General features: G+C 59.7%; 12 protein-coding genes. 7 read left to right on the top strand and 5 right to left on the bottom strand.

Annotated features, from left to right (window positions below; genetic code table 11):
* Positions 1 to 25: 25 nt before the first annotated feature.
* Positions 26 to 1,057 carry a LacI family DNA-binding transcriptional regulator gene (locus ADU59_RS10420; RefSeq protein ID WP_068954023.1) on the top strand — a complete coding sequence of 344 codons (1,032 nt, stop codon included), beginning with the start codon at positions 26 to 28 and terminating at the stop codon, positions 1,055 to 1,057.
* Here ADU59_RS10420 and ADU59_RS30245 read toward each other — a convergent pair.
* Positions 1,038 to 1,271, bottom strand: coding sequence for a hypothetical protein (locus ADU59_RS30245; RefSeq protein WP_139093166.1), 234 nt, complete (start codon positions 1,269 to 1,271; stop codon positions 1,038 to 1,040). The genes ADU59_RS10420 and ADU59_RS30245 overlap by 20 nt on opposite strands.
* Between ADU59_RS30245 and ADU59_RS10415 the strand changes: the two genes are divergently transcribed.
* The 4 genes from ADU59_RS10415 to ADU59_RS10400 all read left to right on the top strand — a co-directional run bounded on the left by ADU59_RS10415 (position 1,270) and on the right by ADU59_RS10400 (position 5,995).
* Positions 1,270 to 2,082: a TIM barrel protein gene (locus ADU59_RS10415; RefSeq protein ID WP_068954022.1), complete on the top strand. Its 813-nt coding sequence runs from the start codon at positions 1,270 to 1,272 to the stop codon at positions 2,080 to 2,082. The two genes, ADU59_RS30245 and ADU59_RS10415, sit on opposite strands and share 2 nt — an antisense overlap.
* Before the next feature lie 241 nt (positions 2,083 to 2,323).
* A complete protein-coding gene (locus tag ADU59_RS10410; RefSeq protein WP_068954021.1) occupies positions 2,324 to 3,253 on the top strand; it encodes a sugar ABC transporter substrate-binding protein in 930 nt (309 codons plus the stop codon).
* Between the two features lie 144 nt (positions 3,254 to 3,397).
* Positions 3,398 to 4,936 carry a sugar ABC transporter ATP-binding protein gene (locus tag ADU59_RS10405; protein ID WP_099050796.1) on the top strand — a complete coding sequence of 513 codons (1,539 nt, stop codon included), beginning with the start codon at positions 3,398 to 3,400 and terminating at the stop codon, positions 4,934 to 4,936.
* 39 nt (positions 4,937 to 4,975) lie between these two features.
* Entirely contained in the window at positions 4,976 to 5,995 is a 1,020-nt protein-coding gene (locus tag ADU59_RS10400) for an ABC transporter permease (protein WP_068954019.1), read from the top strand.
* A gap of 215 nt (positions 5,996 to 6,210) precedes the next feature.
* Here the strand turns inward: ADU59_RS10400 and pcaF are convergent, their stop codons facing one another.
* The 3 genes from pcaF to ADU59_RS10385 are packed head-to-tail and all read right to left on the bottom strand — an operon-like array spanning position 6,211 to position 9,057.
* The gene (gene pcaF, locus ADU59_RS10395) at positions 6,211 to 7,416 is read right to left on the bottom strand and encodes a 3-oxoadipyl-CoA thiolase (protein WP_068954018.1); all 1,206 of its coding nucleotides are present in this window, start codon (positions 7,414 to 7,416) and stop codon (positions 6,211 to 6,213) included.
* Positions 7,416 to 8,198, bottom strand: coding sequence for a CoA-transferase subunit beta (locus ADU59_RS10390; protein ID WP_068954017.1), 783 nt, complete (start codon positions 8,196 to 8,198; stop codon positions 7,416 to 7,418). The genes pcaF and ADU59_RS10390 overlap by 1 nt, the downstream gene beginning before the upstream one ends.
* A 10-nt stretch (positions 8,199 to 8,208) precedes the next feature.
* The gene (locus tag ADU59_RS10385) at positions 8,209 to 9,057 is read right to left on the bottom strand and encodes a CoA transferase subunit A (RefSeq protein ID WP_068954016.1); all 849 of its coding nucleotides are present in this window, start codon (positions 9,055 to 9,057) and stop codon (positions 8,209 to 8,211) included.
* Positions 9,058 to 9,197: 140 nt separating this feature from the next.
* On the opposite strand from ADU59_RS10385, the gene ADU59_RS10380 reads away from it, so the two are divergent.
* A complete protein-coding gene (locus tag ADU59_RS10380; RefSeq protein WP_068954145.1) occupies positions 9,198 to 9,953 on the top strand; it encodes an IclR family transcriptional regulator in 756 nt (251 codons plus the stop codon).
* A gap of 118 nt (positions 9,954 to 10,071) precedes the next feature.
* On the opposite strand, the gene ADU59_RS10375 is transcribed toward ADU59_RS10380, so the two are convergent.
* Positions 10,072 to 11,115 carry a class I SAM-dependent methyltransferase gene (locus tag ADU59_RS10375; RefSeq protein WP_068954015.1) on the bottom strand — a complete coding sequence of 348 codons (1,044 nt, stop codon included), beginning with the start codon at positions 11,113 to 11,115 and terminating at the stop codon, positions 10,072 to 10,074.
* Positions 11,116 to 11,421: 306 nt separating this feature from the next.
* Here ADU59_RS10375 and ADU59_RS10370 point away from each other — a divergent pair, with 306 nt between their 5' ends.
* On the top strand, positions 11,422 to 13,419 hold the full coding sequence (locus ADU59_RS10370; protein ID WP_068954014.1) for a putative bifunctional diguanylate cyclase/phosphodiesterase: 1,998 nt from the start codon (positions 11,422 to 11,424) through the stop codon (positions 13,417 to 13,419).
* Positions 13,420 to 13,672 lie beyond the last annotated feature (253 nt).

Raw genomic sequence — 13,672 nt, 5'->3', positions numbered from 1 at the left:
ATGAAAGAATACATCAGGAGCCGACATGACCGGAAGACCGACCATCGCCGATCTTGCCAAGGCCGCCGGCGTCAGCGTCGCCACGGTGGACAGGGTGTTGAACAGCCGCCATAAAGTGCGCGAGGAAACGGCGCGCAGGGTCTATGATGCTGCCAAATCCATCGGCTATCACGCGGTGAGCCTGTTGCGGCAAAGGGTTTTCGAAGATTTGCCGCAATACCGGCTTGGCTTCATTCTGCAAAAACCGAACCAGTCCTTCTATCAATCCATGGCCCGAGAAATCGAGAATGCGGCGCTTTCGGCACCCGGCGTTCGGATCATCCCGCAGATCGACTTCAACATGAGCGCAACACCGACCGCCTTGGTAGAAAAACTAAAGGCAGTCGCCGGGCGCAACCAGGCCATTGCCCTGGTTAGCCCCGACTACCCCGCAGTCACGGCGGCCGTCGAAGAACTGAAAGAGAAGGGAATTCCGGTTTTTTCGCTTCTGTCCGATTTCGCGGCCGGCGTGCGCGAGGGGTATGTCGGCCTGAACAACCGCACGGTCGGGCGCACCGCTGCATGGATGATCGCCAAAGCGGCGAAAAAACCGGGAAAGGTCGCGACGTTCATCGGAAGCCACCGGTTTCATGGCCATGAATTGCGTGAAATCGGCTTCCGCTCCTATTTCCGCGAAAACGCCCCGGACTTCGAGGTGCTCGACACGATGGTCAACCTCGATACGGAGGAAATTACCCACGAAGCGACGATCAACCTCCTGCAACGCCATCCGGACCTGATCGGTTTCTATGTCTGCGGCGGCGGGATGGAGGGGGCCATCTCGGCGCTGGCGGAAGAAAAAATGGCCGGGAAACTGCTCGTGGTCGTCAACGAGCTGACACCGGAATCGAGGGCGGCACTTGCCGAGGATCTCGTCACCATGGCCGTCGCAACGCCCGCAGCGCACGTTGCCCGCGAGCTGGTTGGCCTGATGGTCGGTGCCATCGATCGGGGTATTGCGGGTGTCCCCGGACAGACATTTCTGCCTTTCGACATTTTCACGCCGGAAAACATCTGAGCAGCGCGCGCCCGTCCAAAAAATGATTTAATTCCATCATTTCAGTTTTATATTCTTGCAGGAATGCAAGAGAAAGAGCCGTGTTCCTCTTTGACTGTATAACGATAAGCTGATGATCCTCCATGATCCAAGGGGCAAGACAAGCGCGCCCGGCGCGGCGTGGAAGTCCACGTCCGCCCCCTTTGATTTCAGTTGCAGGAGGAACATCACCCATGACGACAATTTCATTCGCCCTCAATCATATGACCGCACCGGCGCTGCCGCTGGACGAGTTCTTCACCCTGGTGAAATCGCTCGGCATTTCCGCGGTGGAAATCCGCAACGACCTTGCCGGAAACGCCATTATCGATGGCACGCCAGCGGAGACGATAAAGACGCTTGCGGAAAAAGATGGACTAACCATCATCTCGATCAATGCGCTGCAGCGATTTAACGAATGGAACGACGATCGCGCCCGCGAAGCCCAGGAACTCATCACCTATGCACAGAACTGCGGCGCAAAGGCTCTCGTTCTCGTTCCAGTCAACGACGGTAGCGGCCGGAAAGACGGCGAGCGGCAGGCAAACCTGCTGGCGGCGTTGACCGCCCTGAAGCCGATGCTGGACGAAGCCGGCGTCATCGGCCTTGTCGAGCCACTCGGGTTCGAGATCTGCTCGTTGCGGTCAAAGACCGAGGCCGTTGAAGGCATCCGGGCCGTTGGCGGTGAGAACACATTCAGAATCGTGCACGACACGTTCCATCATCATCTAGCCGGAGAAGAAAAATTCCATCCTGAATTCACAGGACTGGTGCATATATCCGGCGTGACCGATCCGAATATCACTGTCAGCACCATGCGCGATCCGCACCGCGTGCTTGTCGATGCGAATGACAGGCTCGACAATGCCGGCCAGGCAAAAAAGCTGCGGGCGAGCGGATATGCGGGGCCATTTTCCTTCGAACCCTTTTCACCGGTGGTCCATCAACACAGCGACATCAGGACGGCCGTGCGTGAAAGCATGGAGTTCCTTGCCGCCAGGGTATGAACCTCGGGTGCGTGCGGCTCCATATTTTCGCATGAATATGAGCTGGCACGCACTTGACCTTGCAGACAAGAAATGGAATACATATTCCGTATTAACAAATCATCGGTTTGTTTATTCTGTTTTATAGCAGACCCTGCCTTGGGAGAGGCAGGCTTACGGGAAATGGGCATCACCGGGCAACGGGATGCCTCCGGCTTGTGGAGGGTGGTCGCCGGACACCGTTTTGTGGAGGAAATACCTTATGAAGAAAATGATCATGGGCGCAGCCTTGGCTGTCATGATGTCGACGGCGGCGCATGCCGAAACGGTCGGCGTTTCGATGGCGCTGTTCGACGACAACTTCCTGACGGTTCTGCGCAACGGCATGCAGGACTATGCCAAGACACTCGACGGCGTGACGCTGCAGGTCGAAGACGCACAGAACGACGTTGCCAAGCAGCAGAGCCAGATCCAAAACTTCATCGCTGCCGGCGTCGATGCCATCATCGTCAACCCGGTCGATACCGATGCGACCGCCGCCATGTCGAAGATCGCGGCCGATGCGGGCATTGCTCTGGTCTACGTCAACCGCGAGCCCGTCAACGTCGATACGCTTCCGGAAAAGCAGGCTTTCGTTGCATCCAACGAGCTGGAATCCGGCACGTTGCAAACCCAGGAAATCTGCAATCTGCTCGGCGGCAAGGGCAAGGCCGTCGTCATGATGGGCGAGCTTTCCAACCAGGCTGCCCGCATGCGTACCAAGGACATTCATGACGTGCTGGCGACCGATGCCTGCAAGGGTATCACCATCGTCGAGGAGCAGACGGCCAACTGGTCGCGCACCCAGGGCGCCGACCTCGTGACCAACTGGCTGTCCGCTGGAACGGAATTCGACGCCGTTATCGCCAACAATGACGAAATGGCGATCGGTGCGATCCAGGCGCTCAAAGCTGCCGGTAAGCCGATGGACAAGGTTGTCATCGGCGGCATCGATGCAACGCAGGACGCTCTGGCTGCCATGGCCGCTGGCGACCTCGACGTCACGGTGTTCCAGAATGCCGCCGGTCAGGGCAAGGGTTCGCTGGATGCGGCCCTGAAACTTGCCAAGGGGGAAGCCGTCGACAAGAAGGTCTACATTCCCTTCGAGCTCGTCACTCCGGCAAACCTCAAGGACTACCAGGCCAAGAACTGAGCCAATAGACACCGGAGCGCGGCATTGTCCGCGCTCCGGACGACCCGGTTTGTGCGGCGGCCAGCAGCGTTGCCCGAAACCATGAGGAGCTGGAGTGCACAGGCACAGGCTCCTGCCGATCAGGCGACAGGGAGGCATCAAAACATGGTCAGTCCGACAACAATGGCAGCCGTACGCGCCAGTGGCGCAGTACCCAATGCCGAGTATCTTCTTTCCGTCGAAGGGGTGCGCAAGGAGTTTCCGGGCGTCGTGGCCCTCGACGATGTGTCGTTTCGCCTGAAGCGCGGCACGGTGCATGCGCTGATGGGCGAAAACGGCGCCGGCAAATCGACGCTGATGAAGATTCTGGCCGGTATCTACACGCCCGACAAGGGCGAAGTGAAGTTCAAGGGCGTCGATATCCAATTGAAATCGCCGCTGGACGCGCTCGAAAACGGTATCGCGATGATCCATCAGGAGCTCAACCTGATGCCCTTCATGACGGTCGCCGAAAACATCTGGATCCGCCGCGAACCGCTAACCCGGCTTGGCTTCGTCGATCATCGCGAGATGAACCGCAAGACCGCCGATCTGTTCAACCGGCTGAATATCGCGCTGGATCCGCAGGCCGAGGTGCGCGACCTGTCGATCGCCAACCGGCAGATGGTCGAGATCGCCAAGGCGGTCTCCTACGAATCCGACGTGCTGATCATGGACGAGCCGACATCGGCTCTGACCGAGCGCGAGGTCGCTCATCTCTTCACCATCATCCGCGACCTGCGCAGCCAGGGCATCGGCATCGTCTACATCACCCACAAGATGAACGAGCTGTTCGAGATCGCCGACGAATTCTCGGTGTTTCGCGACGGCAAGTATATCGGCACGCATGCGTCCACCGACGTGACCCGCGATGACATCATCAAGATGATGGTCGGCCGCGAGATCACCCAGATGTTCCCGAAAGAGGACGTGCCGATCGGCGACATCGTGTTGTCGGTGAAGGGGCTTTGTCTCACCGATGTTTTTCGCGACGTTTCGTTCGAGGTGCGCGCTGGCGAAATTCTCGGAGTCGCCGGCCTTGTCGGCTCCGGTCGTTCGAATGTCGCCGAAACCCTGTTCGGTGTCACGCCTGCAAGCTCCGGTTCTATCGAGATCAACGGCAAACCGGTCAAGATCGGCTCGCCGACGGAAGCCATCCGCAATCGCATGGCCTTCCTCACCGAGGACCGCAAGGATACCGGCTGCCTGCTGATCCTCGACGTGCTGGAAAACATGCAGATCGCCGTACTTCAGGACAAGTTCGTCACCATGGGCTTCGTCGATCAGAAGGGTATCTCCGCACAATGCGAGGAGATGGCCCGCAAACTGCGGGTGAAAACCCCGAACCTGCAGGAGCGGATCGAGAACCTGTCCGGCGGCAACCAGCAGAAGGCGCTGATCGGACGCTGGCTACTGACCAACCCACGCATTCTCATCCTCGACGAGCCGACGCGCGGCATCGATGTCGGCGCCAAGGCCGAGATTCACAGGCTGGTGTCGGAGCTTGCCCGAGACGGTGTCGCCGTCATCATGATCTCATCGGAGATGCCGGAGGTTCTCGGCATGAGCGACCGCGTCATGGTCATGCACGAAGGCCGTGTCACGGGTTTCCTGGACCGGGCGGAAGCCACCCAGGTCAAGGTCATGGAACTTGCAGCGCAGTGATGGCGCGCTTTTAGAAATACCATCAGGGAGGATACGACAATGAACACCGAAGTAGCGGTCACGGGCATCACGCCGACGGCAAGCAAGCGGCGCATCCCGCCGGAATTCAATATTTTCGTGGTGCTGGTCGGCATTGCGCTGGTCTATGAGGTGCTTGGCTGGATTTTTATCGGCCAGAGCTTCCTGATGAACACGCAGCGCCTGACAATCATGATCCTGCAGGTGGCCGTGATCGGCATCATCTCCGTCGGCGTGACGCAGGTGATCATCACCGGCGGCATCGATCTTTCGTCCGGCTCGGTCGTGGGCGTGACGGCGATGATCGCCGCCAGTGTGGCACAGGCATCGACCTGGCCGCGCGCGCTTTATCCCTCGCTCACCGACCTGCCTGCCATCGTACCCATCGGGCTTGGGCTCTGCGTGGGCCTGCTCGCCGGCTTTATCAACGGGTGGCTGATCGCGAAGACCAAGATACCCCCCTTCATCGCGACGCTCGGCATGATGGTCTCTGCGCGCGGATTGTCGAAGTGGTACACCAAGGGGCAGCCGGTTTCGGGCCTTTCAGACCAGTTCAATTTCATCGGCACAGGCATCTGGCCGGTTGTCGTCTTCCTCACCGTCGCCTTCATCTTCCACATCGCCCTGCGCTATACGCGCTATGGCAAGTTCACCTATGCGATTGGCGCCAACGTCCAGGCAGCGCGCGTCTCCGGCATCAATGTCGAGGCGCACCTGATCAAGGTCTATGCCATCGCCGGCATGCTGGCGGGCCTCGCAGGCGTGGTGACGGCAGCCCGCGCCCAGACGGCACAGGCCGGCATGGGTGTCATGTACGAACTGGATGCGATCGCGGCGGCAGTCATCGGCGGCACTTCGCTGACCGGCGGCGTCGGCCGAATCACCGGCACAGTGATCGGAACCGTGATCCTCGGCGTCATGACCTCCGGATTTACGTTCCTGCGGGTGGATGCCTATTACCAAGAGATCGTGAAGGGCTTGATCATCATCGCCGCCGTTGTGGTTGATGTGTATCGCCAGAAGAAGCGCAAAACCGTCTAATAGACGATTTCCCCGATCACGTCGCCTGCGCCTCCTCAGGTGGCGCGATCGAGGCCGGTGCAAGACGATGCGGTCTTGCTCCAAGGAGCGCGGTGGCGGCAACTTGCTGCCACCGCGCCTTTTTTTGCGGCCCTACCTCGCCGGAATGAGGCAGGGCATGAGCCCCAGGGACACGAACCGCACGGTAGCGGCTTTGCACGACCGCCGGCGTTGGCTCAGACACGCTCCAGGGCAATGGCGATACCCTGCCCTACCCCGATGCACATGGTCGACAGCGAATAGCGGCCACCATTCAGCTTGAGTTCCAGCGCCGCCGTGCCGGTGATCCGGGCACCGGACATACCGAGCGGATGACCAAGGGCTATGGCGCCGCCATTGCGGTTGACACGCGGATCGTCGTCGGCGATGCCGAGCTCGCGCAGAACCGCCAGACCCTGGCTGGCGAAGGCTTCGTTGAGCTCGATGGTATCGAAATCCTTCGCCTGCAGCCCAAGCCGTGCCATCAGTTTCCGCGAGGCGGGGACGGGGCCGATGCCCATGATCCGGGGTGGCACACCGGCAGCAGCACCGCCCATGATGCGGGCGATCGGCGTCAGGCCATGTTTCCTTGCGGCGGCTTCCGAGGCGATGATCAACGCCGCAGCACCATCGTTGACGCCGGAAGCGTTGCCGGCCGTGACCGTGCCACCGTCCTTCTTGAAGGGCGTTCCAAGCTTTGCGAGTGTCTCGATTGTCGTCGCGCGTGGATGCTCATCCCTGTCGACCACGACCGGTTCTCCCTTGCGCTGCGGGATGGTGACGGGCGTCATCTCCCGCGCCAGCCGTCCGTTTTCCTGCGCAGCGGCGGCCTTGTTCTGTGAGCGAACGGCAAAGGCGTCCTGATCCTGACGACTCACCTGATAGTCTTCGGCGACGTTCTCGCCGGTTTCCGGCATGGAATCGACGCCGTACTGCTTCTTCATCAGCGGATTGACAAAGCGCCAACCGATCGTCGTGTCATGGATTTCGGCGCTGCGGGAAAAGGCGCTTTCCGCTTTCGGCAGCACGAAGGGCGCACGCGACATGCTTTCGACGCCGCCGGCCACCATCAGCTCCGCGTCACCGGCACGGATGGCGCGGGCAGCGGTGATCACAGCATCCATGCCGGAGCCGCAGAGCCGGTTGATCGTCGTTCCCGAAACGTCCAGCGGCAGGCCCGCCAGCAGCAGCGACATGCGGGCGACATTGCGATTGTCCTCGCCTGCCTGGTTGGCACAACCGAAGATGACGTCATCGACGGCCTGCCAATCCACGGCGGCATTGCGCTCCATCAGCGCCCTCAGCGGGATCGCCCCCAGATCATCGGCACGGACGGAAGACAATGCGCCGCCGAACCGGCCGATCGGCGTGCGGATGTAGTCGCAGATATAGGCCTCCGTCATCACGCAGCCTCCCTGCCGGCTTGATGCGCCTTTTTCGTGCGGGCATTGATGTCACGCAAGGTCTTCAACTCGGTCTCGGTCGGCACTGGCGTATCGATTACGGTATCGGCGAACTGGATCGGCCAACCGCAATTGTCGCTGATCTGCTCACGTGTCACGCCCTGGTGGATCGAGACGACGGTGAGTTCCCTGGTCACGGGATGCGGCTCGAGAATGCAGAGATCGGTGATGACACGGGTCGGACCCTTGGTCTTCATACCGAGCCGTTCACGGTGATTGCCACCTTCGCCGTGCCCCATGGAGGTGATGAAGTTGAGCTTGTCGACGAAGCCGCGCTTCGAGAGCGCCATGGTGATGAAGATCTGGCCGCAATTGCTGGCAATTTCCGGTGCGCCCCCGCCGCCGGGCAGACGGACTTTCGGATGGTCATAGGGGCCGACCACGGTGGTGTTCAGATTGGCAAACCTGTCGATTTGCGCCCCGCCGAGGAACCCGGTGGTGATGCGGCCGCCCTGCAGCCAGTAGCGGAACATCTCCGGCACCGAAACGGTAAACAGTGCCGTATCACACAGCTCGCCATCGCCGATCGACAGAGGCAGCAGTTCCGGCTTGGTGCCGACCGTACCGCTTTCATAGATCAGGGTAATATCGGGCGCGTGGGTCAGACGGGCGACATTGCAGGCGGCAGACGGCGCACCGATGCCGACGAAGCAGACGTCGTCGTTGGTGAGCGCACGGGCAGCGGCGATGGTCATCATTTCGGTTGGGGTGAAATCGCTCATCTATATCTCCTCACGCAGCCTTCTTCGCGTGCTTCGCGAAATCTTCCGGCCTGGCCTTCATGATGTTTTCCTCGATCCACGCCTGGAACGTATCCCGGTCGCGGGCGATCTCGTCCCAGGCGATGTAGAAGGCATTGGAGCGCGGATAGTAGCCTTGCGCATAGGACGGGAAAGCACCGCCGGGAACTTCGACAACAGCCGTGACGGCCCATGACGGCAGCACGACGGAATTGGGCGAAGGCGGGTCCAACTCATCGACGATTTCCTCGACCGTAACGATCGAACGCCTGGCGCCAAGCACCGCCTCCTTCTGTACGCCAACGATCCCTTCCAGCAGCACATTGCCCTTGCGGTCTGCCCGCAGCGCATGAATGATCGTCACATCCGGCCGGATAGCAGGGACGGCGGCGAGTATCTCGCCGGTGAAGGGGCAAGTCACCCGTCTGATATTGGGGTTCACCTTCGGCAGGTCGGCACCGATATAGCCGCGCAGCATGGCGAAAGGCAGATTGGCCGCTCCCGCCTCATAGGCATTGGCCATGGCGGCGTGAGAATGTTCCTCGATCTCCAGCGGCCGCGGCCACTGATTTTCGACCGCATCGCGAAACCGGTGCAGCGAGCCGACGCCCGGATTGCCGCCCCAGGAGAATTTCATGCCCCGCGCCGCGCCGACGCCGATCAGCTGATCGTAGAGGATATCCGGGGTCATGCGGATCAGGAACAGATCCTTCTTGCCCTGCCGGATCACCTCGTGACCCGCTGCATAAGGGATCAGATGGGTGAACCCCTCCATGGCGACGGTATCGCCGTCGTTGACGTTTTCGGAAATGGCTTCCGCCAGCGAAGTCAATCGCGCCAAGGCATTCTCCTCCTGAAGTATCGTTGATCCGGGTTGGCGCAAATAAGCGCCCAAATCTGCGGGCCGTCAAATATTTCGTGCGTTATTTGACATTTGTTCGTATACAGCACATATTCTACCGCGACATTGAGGGAACGGTCATGCGGGAAACGGATTTCGTCAGCGGCTTTGCGCGCGGGCTCAAGGTCATCGAGGCCTTCGGGGAAACCCGGCCGAAGCTCACCATCGCCGAGGCGGCAAAGCTGACGGAACTGGATCGCGCGACGGTGCGGCGCTGTCTGCTGACACTCGCCGAACTCGGTTATGCAGATTATGACGGCAAGTTTTTCGCCCTGACGCCGAAAGTCCTGCGGCTCGGGCATGCCTATCTTTCGGCCACGCCGCTGCCGCTTCTGATCCAGCCCTATCTCGATCAGCTCTCTGAAAAGGCTGGGCAAAGCGCTTCGGCGTCGGTGCTGGATGGCACGGAGGTCGTTTACATCGCCCGGGCCGCGCAAAAACGCGTCATGTCGATCAATCTTTCGCCGGGATCGCGCCTGCCAGCCTATTGCGCCTCGATGGGGCGCGTTCTGCTTGCCTCTCTGCCGGAAAGAGACGCCCGCGACATTCTGGACCGGTCGGACCTCAAGGCCAACACACCGCTGACCAAGACCGACCCGGACATTCTCATGGAAGAGCTACGACACATCCGCGCCGGCGGCTATGCCATCATCGATCAGGAACTGGAACTGGGCCTTTGCTCGATCGCCGTACCGGTCGAAAACGATCGTGGCCGCGTCGTCGCGGCCATCAATATCGGAGCACCCGCCGCGCATGTCCCGGCCGCCGAAATGGCGACGCGGTATCTGTCGTTGTTGATGGAGATGAGAAAGGCGCTGCGGCTGGTATTGCGCTAGGGGATTCACCGAGGCGGTGGCGCCGGGTGAGACCACCGAACGCCACCGGGAGGATGAACTATCCGTTCAGGGCAGATAGCCCCGCAGCCTGCACCCCAATTTGGAGTTAAAGCGGCTTTTAGCTGCGTTTGCGAATGACACCATAAACGATGTGCCGGTTGGCACCGAGCTCGACATGCGCTTCGACGCTGTTGCGCTCGACGCTGGCGTTGATGATGTTCCACATGTCCACTTCCGAGCGCAGTAACAGTGCCCAGTTCATGAAAGTTTCCATATAGCCGTCATCGTCGACGTCGCGCGAGAAATTGGCGAAGAGAAAGACCCCGTTCGGCTTCAGCATCTCCAGGCAGGTCTGGGTCAGCTTTACCGCAACCTTGTCGGCAAGATAGTCGTAGAGACCGGCCGCATAGATGAAGTCGAACTTGCCGAGCTTGTGCGACTTGCTGAGCAACCCGCGAACGGAACCATCGATCGGATCGATGCAGGTACCTCTGAAGTCCCGGACCATCGATCCGACGCTGAGCGGATCCTGATCGAGGGCCACCCAGCGCTTTATCCGCCGCTCCTTCAGCGCGACCGAGTTGTCGGCCTCGCGCAAATGCCCCGCCGCGACCGTCAGGATCTCGGTTTCCGGACCTTTCTCCGTTGCAATCTCATCGACGTAGCGGGTCAAGAGATCGCGCCGTTCCCGCACTGCAACCGGCGACGGCGACTGACTGGTGTAGCCGTACAGTTCCCGGCCCAGCGGAGAGGCCTTGGCAATTTCGTCCGACACACTCGGATGACCATAGATGAAGTCGATCAACTGAGCGTCACCCGAATAGCCGCGCGGTTTTTCGAAAGACCAGCGCGTGAACGGATCCTGATGGAAGAACGCTGCCACCGGATGGTTCTGTACCATCGGAATCAGTTCCTGCCAGACATTCGGATCAAACTTGCGGCGCGTTTCATGCAGCGCGCCGATAAGCCGGTGTATGATCTGTGCCGGATCCCGGCCTTCTTCGATCTGCTGCTGCGCAATCGCCAGCACGAGAACAAGCTCGGCTTTTCCTGTTGCCAGCTGCTCGTCATGGCTATCGGTTTTGGATGAAGAAAGCTCGGTCGTTATGGCCGTGGGGGTGATCAGGCTTTCGCCGTCGAAGGCAATTTTAAATTGGGTCACTCGAACCTCGTCCGTTAACAGATTGTTAATACTATGGAGAAATTTGGGTGCAGTGCCAAACAAAATTGCTCGCCATAGCATGGCATGGTTAACGCAGGTGCGTATCAGTTGGCTCTGCCGGGCACGCCCGTCGGCTTCCGCTAAATTCAGGAAAACTTAATGTACCTCCTCTATTGTGCCGAAAAGTGCTGCCTCTTCTGGATGGGATTCCTATCCGGACTGTGGGCACGAACCTCTGGGACAATGTCAGTTGTCGGAAAGAGACTTCGAGCTCGAAAGAATGCTCCGCAACGCGATGGATCGTGCATGAAGCACACGCTGGCCGACGTAGTAGAGATCGATCTCCACGCTGAACCGCCGAGGCCGGGGTCGGCGGAGCTTCGCGTACTCTACCAGCAGGAAGGCCAGAGCACGCGAAGACAGGCCACCAGGCAGGGGATGTGGATCGCGATTGCCGTCTATCTGCTGTTTTCCATCACCGATATTCTGCTGGTACCGGACGTGGCGCACGACACGATCGCCGCGCGGTTCATCATCGGCTCGATCGCGTTCGTCCTGCTCGAAATGCAGGTCCGCCTGAATGCCAGCGCCGACACGATCGACAGCACCTGCGCGACCGCGCTCGTCGTGGCCTATGCCGGCTGGCTCTATCCGTCGCTGATGACGGCGGATACGCAAAGCATTTCCTACTACATGGTCTTCGGCGCCATCTTCATGATGAGCGTCAACCTGTTCTTCAGCTTCCAGTTTCGCCTTTCCCTGATGGCATCGGTCGTCATTCTCTTCATCTTCCTGGGCGCTCTCCAGTCCTTCCCACCTGTGGATCCTTCCTACAAGCTGGCATTCGGCACGTTCTGCGTCTCGTGCTTCGTGTTCACCTCCTATGTGAACTGGAAACTCAACAGAGAGCGCTACAAGGTTTTTCTGAACGCCTTCGAGGCGAAGGTTCAGCACAACGAGGCGTCCGAACGGGGAAAAGCCCTGCTGAGACTGTCGAACACCGATCCCCTGACCGGCCTGGAAAATCGCCGCGCCATCGATCAGAGGCTGCGCGACTATTGGCATGACTGGCAAAAAAACGGTACCAGCTTTGCGGCAATCCTGATCGACGTCGATTTCTTCAAGATATACAATGACTGCTACGGCCATCAGGAAGGCGATCGCTGCCTCGTTCTCGTTGCCGATGCTCTCACGGATTCGATAAAGCCGTTCAATGGTTCCATCGGCCGCTACGGCGGCGAAGAATTCATTGTGCTTGCCCGCCTGGAGACGAGAGAACGGGCGACGGATCTGGCAGAAGCCATTTGCCGAACCGTGGAGAACATGGGGCTGCTGCACCAGCAGCGCCGCGACGGCATGTCCATCGTCACCGTCAGCGTTGGCGCCGCATTCACGCGGAATCAGACGGGCTCGAAGCTTGAAAAGATCATCCACGAGGCAGATCGTGCGCTTTATGGCGCCAAAGCAAGCGGCCGCAACTGTGTCCGGCTGTTTGATCCAAACGATCCGCAGAGCAGCGACGAAAGCGAGAATATCGCGGCCCTGTTGAAGATCGCCAACAATCAAAACCTCGTGTCGCTCGTCTATCAGCCCATTCGCAACGTCTCGACAGGCCAGGTTGAAGCCGTCGAGGCGCTGATGCGTCTTAAAATGCTGGATGGCACATCCGTTCCGCCAAGCCTTTTCATTCCCGTAGCAGAGCGGACGGGCGCCATTCTCAATCTCGGATACTGGGCCATACGAACAGTGTGCCTCGAACTGCTTGCCGGCAATCACGTCGGCGTGGTCAGCGTCAACGTCTCTCCCATTCAGCTCAAGACACCCGGGTTTGCAACCTCCGTCGCCGCAATCCTGGGCGAAACCGGGGTCGCCGGCGCCAGATTGGCCTTCGAGATCACCGAAGGCCTCGAAATGGAGATGAATTCGCACATTCTTCGCTGCATCAGCGACCTGAAGATGCTCGGGATCAGGATATGGCTTGACGATTTCGGTACGGGTTTCGCCGGCCTCTCCTGGCTCCGCCTGATCGATTTCGATACCGTCAAGATCGACCGCTCGTTTCTGCACGACAGCGACACGCCGAAGGGAAAGGCGATGCTTCAGGATATTATCGGCCTCGTCCGCAATCGCGGTCACAAGATTCTGGTCGAAGGTGTCGAGACCGACGAGCAGTTGGCACTCATGCAGGAGTTTCGCATCGATCAGGTCCAAGGCTTCCATGTCGGCCGGCCGGCACCGGCGGAAGACTTCCGGGTGAACACCGCTGTCCTCCCCCATCCGGAGCGCCTTAGACGGCCGGCATGACGCGAACGATGATCCGTGCGGTTACGGCGCAGGAACGGATTGCCTGTCGTCACCGCCGGCTGATTTTGCCCCGGAGCGCGCCCTGGTTTACCTCAGACGGCTAAAACCGCTGGCTTGGCCGGAGTTTGGTAAACGGTCACCGCACCGCTTCAGCAGCATCGCAAAATCGGCCTTGAGAACGCGGCCCCGGTATCAATCGAGCCGTCGCGGACCCGACGCTTATGGTTAAGAAATCATACATTTGCACCATGCT

This window comes from Pararhizobium polonicum (assembly GCF_001687365.1).
Lineage (GTDB): Bacteria > Pseudomonadota > Alphaproteobacteria > Rhizobiales > Rhizobiaceae > Pararhizobium > Pararhizobium polonicum.
The sequence above is the reverse complement of the archived record's forward strand: the minus strand, read 5'-3'. Positions and strand labels throughout refer to the sequence as shown.

Excerpts from the sequence above, each read along its gene's own strand:
- ADU59_RS10420 (WP_068954023.1), top strand. The coding sequence starts at position 26 with ATGACCGGAAGACCGACCATCGCCGATCTTGCCAAGGCCGCCGGCGTC.
- ADU59_RS10415 (WP_068954022.1), top strand. The coding sequence starts at position 1,270 with ATGACGACAATTTCATTCGCCCTCAATCATATGACCGCACCGGCGCTG.
- ADU59_RS30245 (WP_139093166.1), bottom strand. The coding sequence starts at position 1,271 with ATGGGTGATGTTCCTCCTGCAACTGAAATCAAAGGGGGCGGACGTGGA.
- ADU59_RS10410 (WP_068954021.1), top strand. The coding sequence starts at position 2,324 with ATGAAGAAAATGATCATGGGCGCAGCCTTGGCTGTCATGATGTCGACG.
- ADU59_RS10405 (WP_099050796.1), top strand. The coding sequence starts at position 3,398 with ATGGTCAGTCCGACAACAATGGCAGCCGTACGCGCCAGTGGCGCAGTA.
- ADU59_RS10400 (WP_068954019.1), top strand. The coding sequence starts at position 4,976 with ATGAACACCGAAGTAGCGGTCACGGGCATCACGCCGACGGCAAGCAAG.
- pcaF (WP_068954018.1), bottom strand. The coding sequence starts at position 7,416 with ATGACGGAGGCCTATATCTGCGACTACATCCGCACGCCGATCGGCCGG.
- ADU59_RS10390 (WP_068954017.1), bottom strand. The coding sequence starts at position 8,198 with ATGAGCGATTTCACCCCAACCGAAATGATGACCATCGCCGCTGCCCGT.
- ADU59_RS10380 (WP_068954145.1), top strand. The coding sequence starts at position 9,198 with ATGCGGGAAACGGATTTCGTCAGCGGCTTTGCGCGCGGGCTCAAGGTC.
- ADU59_RS10370 (WP_068954014.1), top strand. The coding sequence starts at position 11,422 with ATGAAGCACACGCTGGCCGACGTAGTAGAGATCGATCTCCACGCTGAA.